Here is a 4,462-nt window from a genome sequence, read left to right on the forward strand (position 1 = left end):
GTAGCAAAAAAGAACGAAAACGCCACCGCTGCGTCTGATGCTATGAAAGGTTCTGCGAGGGCTAGGGTTGTCATTGCCGCACCAGCCGAGGCGGAAGAAAGGTAGGGGAAGGACTGTGCTAGGGGATTCTGCTAAATAATATTATTTGGGTTTTATAGCATTTTTTAAAAAAACTGTCAAGTGATTGCCGCACCAGCCGAGGCGGAAGAAAGGTAGGGAAGGGTCTGTGAACGGATAATTTTTGTTTCCCGCAGATGTCGCAGGATTCCGCAGATTGTTTCTGCGCTGATCGGCGTTAATCTGCGGGAGATTATTTTTGTGCGTTTTGCAGATTTTAATATCTGCTGTCAAATGAACTGGGTGTCTTGTCCTGAATTGGGTTTACAATTTTAGGACGAGACAAACTAATAAAGCTGTAATATTCACAAAAAAAAGACCGATGAAAAAAAAGCCATCGAATATTTGCGACTACGAAAACAATTTATTATATGCTTTAACATATAATTAAACTTTATTACCATTTTTATATGTATTTACATACATTTTGCTATATTTGCATACAATAACTGCAAAAGCATATAATGAAATCGCTAAAGACCTTTCTCAAAGAAAAACGAAAACTCGCCGGACTCACACAATCAGAGTTTGCAGAAAAAGCTGGTGTTGCGCTCACAGTAGTCCGAAAAATTGAACAAGGCAAGGAGAATTTAAATTTAGAAAAAGTAAACCACGTGCTTTCCATGTTCGGTCATTCCCTTGCTCCCGCAGACAACAAAGAAATTGAAATAAATCAAAGCTTAGATAATGAGAACAGCTGAAATATTCTATCAAGACCTACTGGCTGGTATTTTAACAGAAACAAATGAAGGACATTTTATTTTTCAATATGACGAACAATACGTAATTGATAAGCCCAATCAGTTTTTAACCTTCACCATGCCCGTAACCAAATATCCTTATCACGACAAACATTTATTTTCCTTTTTTGAAGGACTAATTCCTGAGGGCTGGCTTTTAGACGTTGCTAAAACACATCACAAAATCCATCCAAATGATCGAATGGGATTATTACTAGCCTGTTGCCAAAACTGCATCGGAGCAGTCAGCATAAAACCATTAAATCAAGCAAATGAATAAGAAATGTTTATACTGCTATGGTGAAATGGCAGATTTGGAGCAATTCGACTACCACCCTAAATGTAGTTTGGCTTTTTTTGGAAGTAATACACCTCCATCTTTAAAATACTCTTTAAGCGAAATGAATGAGTTGGCCAAAGAAGTGGTCACCCATCGTATCGCAGTTCCTGGAGTACAAGCCAAACTTTCCCTTTCGTTAATTGATGAGGTGTTAAACCGAAAAAATGTCACGAGACTTACCGTGGTGGGAGCCTTGGGTGGAAATTATATTTTCAAACCACCTTCAAACACCTATCCTGAAATGCCAGAAAACGAACATCTAACGATGAAGATTGCGGAGGCATTTGGTATTCAAACGGTTCCTTCAAGTTTGATTAGGCTTCAATCAGGTGAATTGGCATACATCACCAAGAGAATTGACAGAACCTTGAATGGTCAAAAAATCCATATGCTCGATATGTTTCAAATTACTGAGGCTGTAGACAAATACAAGAGCACTATGGAGCGTGTAGCTAAGGCCTTGCGAACGTTTTCAGCAGATACCCTACTGGATCAGTTAAAATATTTTGAATTGACTGTTTTTTGCTTTTTGACTGGCAATAACGATATGCACTTGAAAAACTTTTCAATGATAGAAAAAGATGGCAAATGGTCACTGTCTCCTGCCTATGATTTGCTTAATGTGAATTTGGCGAATTCAAAAGACAAAGAAGAATTGGCACTAAGTATGGAGGGGAAGAAAAGAAAATTTACCCGTCTCCATTTTGAACGATTTGGAGCCCATCTTGGATTGAATAACAAACAAATTCAAGGTGTTTTTAACCGATTTGAAAAGAATAAATCAATAGCCAAATCATTAATTGATTTGTCATTTTTATCAGAAGATAGTCGCGAGAAATACTGGAAAATTATGGAGAATCAATTTAAATCACTACAATAATCATTTTAAATTAAGCTCAAAATTGAATCAAGACTTGCTTTGTTTATAGGTATTCCAGGACAAGACAGACGTCTCCCGCTCTTAGCATAAATGCCTTTTTTACAAAAATTTTATTTTAACCGGATAGGAATTATTGATTATCAAGAAATTAAGCTTCCTGCGGAGCATTCGCCATTGCTTGTTCGATCAAGTAATGCTTGTTTTTCCTTAAAGTCCGTAGGCTATACCAAATCTGAACTCCTCAGGCACCACATCCTTTTGCAATGCGGGACGAATCATGCCGCTTTGTTTATAGTAGGATCCCCTGATGGATAATTGGTTTAAGAGTTGGTAGCGTGCTTCCAAGAGTATTTGCTTCTGACTTTCATGTCCCGAACTTAAAAAACCTGGCTGTGGCACTGCAAAATATTGATCATTGAGCGTGCCGTCTTGTCCTTTTCTCAACTGCTCCAATTGAATTTTCATGCTTAAGCGCGCTGCCGGATTGTATTTTACCCAATAGGTAAATCTGTCTGCATTCTGACCAATCCAATCGCCAAGGGAATAATTATGGCTCGAGTAATTTTGTGCGGGAATGAGATTTTGGTACACAAAAGGATTGAGTCGGGTATATTCCATGCCTAAGGTGAGGTAGGGCAATATCACATCCGTGATCGAAGCGCCCAAATTGACTCCAATTTGATTGCGGCTTTCTGCCTTGTTAAATATTTTCGTCATCCTGATCTCATCGATGAAAAGAGTGGCATGAAGGTGCGTTTTAGGAATATGATTGCGGGAGCTTGCCTGCAAGAAAAACTGTCCGTTAGAGCCCGACGGTACATTGTATTTGCTATCATGCTGATCATAAGCCTTGAAAAACATGATTGGCAGTAGGTAGGCAAACTTTAGTCGGTCGCTATATACCATCGATTCGCCTAAACTGAATGATAGGCCTTTTAGCGGATAAAAATTTAAGCTATGGCTTGCAAAAAACTTCTGGATGTAGAACTCACGATCCGTTCCGTACACGGTATTTCCTTTTGGATAGGTGCGCGCAGAATCAATTAATCCGGAGTGCAGCCAGCCATGCGTATAATTAAATTGCAGCCACTTTACTGGGCGATAATCCAATCGGATGTTAGGATAAGCCGGTACTTTTTCGGAGAGAACCATGCGACTGTTTTCACCATATCCCCATAAAATTTGGCTGTTACCAATGCTGAAGGATCCATTTCCCCAGGCATAGCTTAGGTTTCCTTTAAAGCGGCTGTAATTAATGGAGCTTTGGTTCAGGGTAACGGTTCGGATGATTCCCTCTCGGGCGCTAAACTTCCGAATGCTATCTATGCCTGTCCCCGATTCGGTAATATCCTCAAAATAGGCTTGAAAGGATACATTTTTCCCCGCATGGCCCCAAAAAGCGAGACCATTGCCCCATTCGGAGACCGAAGTGTTTTTGCCTTTTCGTATTCCCGCGCTAAAAATTGGCTCTGCATTTAGTAAAAATCCTTTCTCCCGGACAGATAAGGTCCTCCATCGTGAATATTCATCTCTTTTGGCAATCAGGAGCGTGTCTTTTACGCTTTCCTTAAATTCGGAAAACTCTTTGAGGTAAAAGTTTAGTTCTTTGCGCTCTGTTGTGCTTAATTGGGACTCTTTTTCTTTAAGCTCTGTGAGTTTTAAGGCAATTTCTTTTCTGGGTACGGGTTTGATGAGGTCGTCAAATTCAATGGTGCCTTTGGAGGCCTGGCGACTCAAAAAATGATAGATTTCTGCATTTGGGTCTTGCCATACTACCTGAGCGTTTGCGCGATAGGCTGGGAAACAAAGCAAGAGGAATACCGCTATTTTAGCAATTCCAAATAGAGAACTATGTATTTTAATAGGCATTGTCGTCTCCTTTAATGAGATTGATGATGGTTTGAATAATAATTTGGCAATCCAGCCAGAAGGTCCATTTATGGATATAATAAAGGTCATAATTTACCCTTCTTTGCATGGCTCCTGGTTTGCTTGTTTCGCCCCTGCAGCCGTTTACCTGTGCCCAGCCTGTAATTCCGGGTTGAACAAGATGCCTCAACAAATATTTATCAATATACTCTGCAGAGGCCAGGTTTAGGGGGGTAACGTGAGGCCTGGGACCAACAATCGACATGTTTCCTTTCAGCACATTCCAGAATTGAGGGAATTCATCGATGTTATATTTTCGCAGTATTCTTCCTAGTGGCGTAATGCGGCTATCGTTTTTAGTTGCTTGCAGGAAGGCGCCGTTTTGATCCATTTCCGGACTCCCATTGTACATCGTTCTAAATTTATAGCAAATAATTTTATTATTGTTTAAGCCCCAGCGTTCCTGTTTAAAATAAATCGGCCCCTTGGAGCTTATTTTAATTAAAATAGCAATAA

5 protein-coding genes are annotated in these 4,462 nt (G+C 39.9%); 3 read left to right on the forward strand and 2 right to left on the reverse strand.

The window, feature by feature from the left end; all coding sequences use genetic code 11:
* The first annotated feature begins 581 nt into the window (after positions 1-581).
* Genes ACILQF_RS10905 through ACILQF_RS10915 form a run of 3 tightly spaced genes read left to right on the forward strand, consistent with a single transcriptional unit; the run spans position 582 to position 2,077 of the window.
* Positions 582-818, forward strand: a complete 237-nt coding sequence (locus ACILQF_RS10905) for a helix-turn-helix domain-containing protein (protein WP_395627439.1) — start codon at positions 582-584, stop codon at positions 816-818.
* On the forward strand, positions 805-1,137 hold the full coding sequence (locus tag ACILQF_RS10910; RefSeq protein ID WP_395627440.1) for a HipA N-terminal domain-containing protein: 333 nt from the start codon (positions 805-807) through the stop codon (positions 1,135-1,137). Before ACILQF_RS10905 ends, ACILQF_RS10910 begins: the two co-directional genes overlap by 14 nt.
* Positions 1,130-2,077, forward strand: coding sequence for a HipA domain-containing protein (locus ACILQF_RS10915; RefSeq protein ID WP_395627441.1), 948 nt, complete (start codon positions 1,130-1,132; stop codon positions 2,075-2,077). The genes ACILQF_RS10910 and ACILQF_RS10915 overlap by 8 nt, the downstream gene beginning before the upstream one ends.
* Positions 2,078-2,284: 207 nt before the next feature.
* On the opposite strand, the gene ACILQF_RS10920 is transcribed toward ACILQF_RS10915, so the two are convergent.
* Together ACILQF_RS10920 and ACILQF_RS10925 are read right to left on the reverse strand one after the other, a co-directional pair.
* Positions 2,285-3,946: a capsule assembly Wzi family protein gene (locus tag ACILQF_RS10920; RefSeq protein WP_395627442.1), complete on the reverse strand. Its 1,662-nt coding sequence runs from the start codon at positions 3,944-3,946 to the stop codon at positions 2,285-2,287.
* On the reverse strand, positions 3,936-4,462 hold a 527-nt coding region (locus ACILQF_RS10925; protein WP_395627443.1), incomplete at its 5' end, for a sugar transferase. The genes ACILQF_RS10920 and ACILQF_RS10925, both read right to left, overlap by 11 nt.

This window comes from Daejeonella sp. (assembly GCF_044232565.1).
Classification (GTDB): Bacteria; Bacteroidota; Bacteroidia; order Sphingobacteriales; family Sphingobacteriaceae; genus Daejeonella.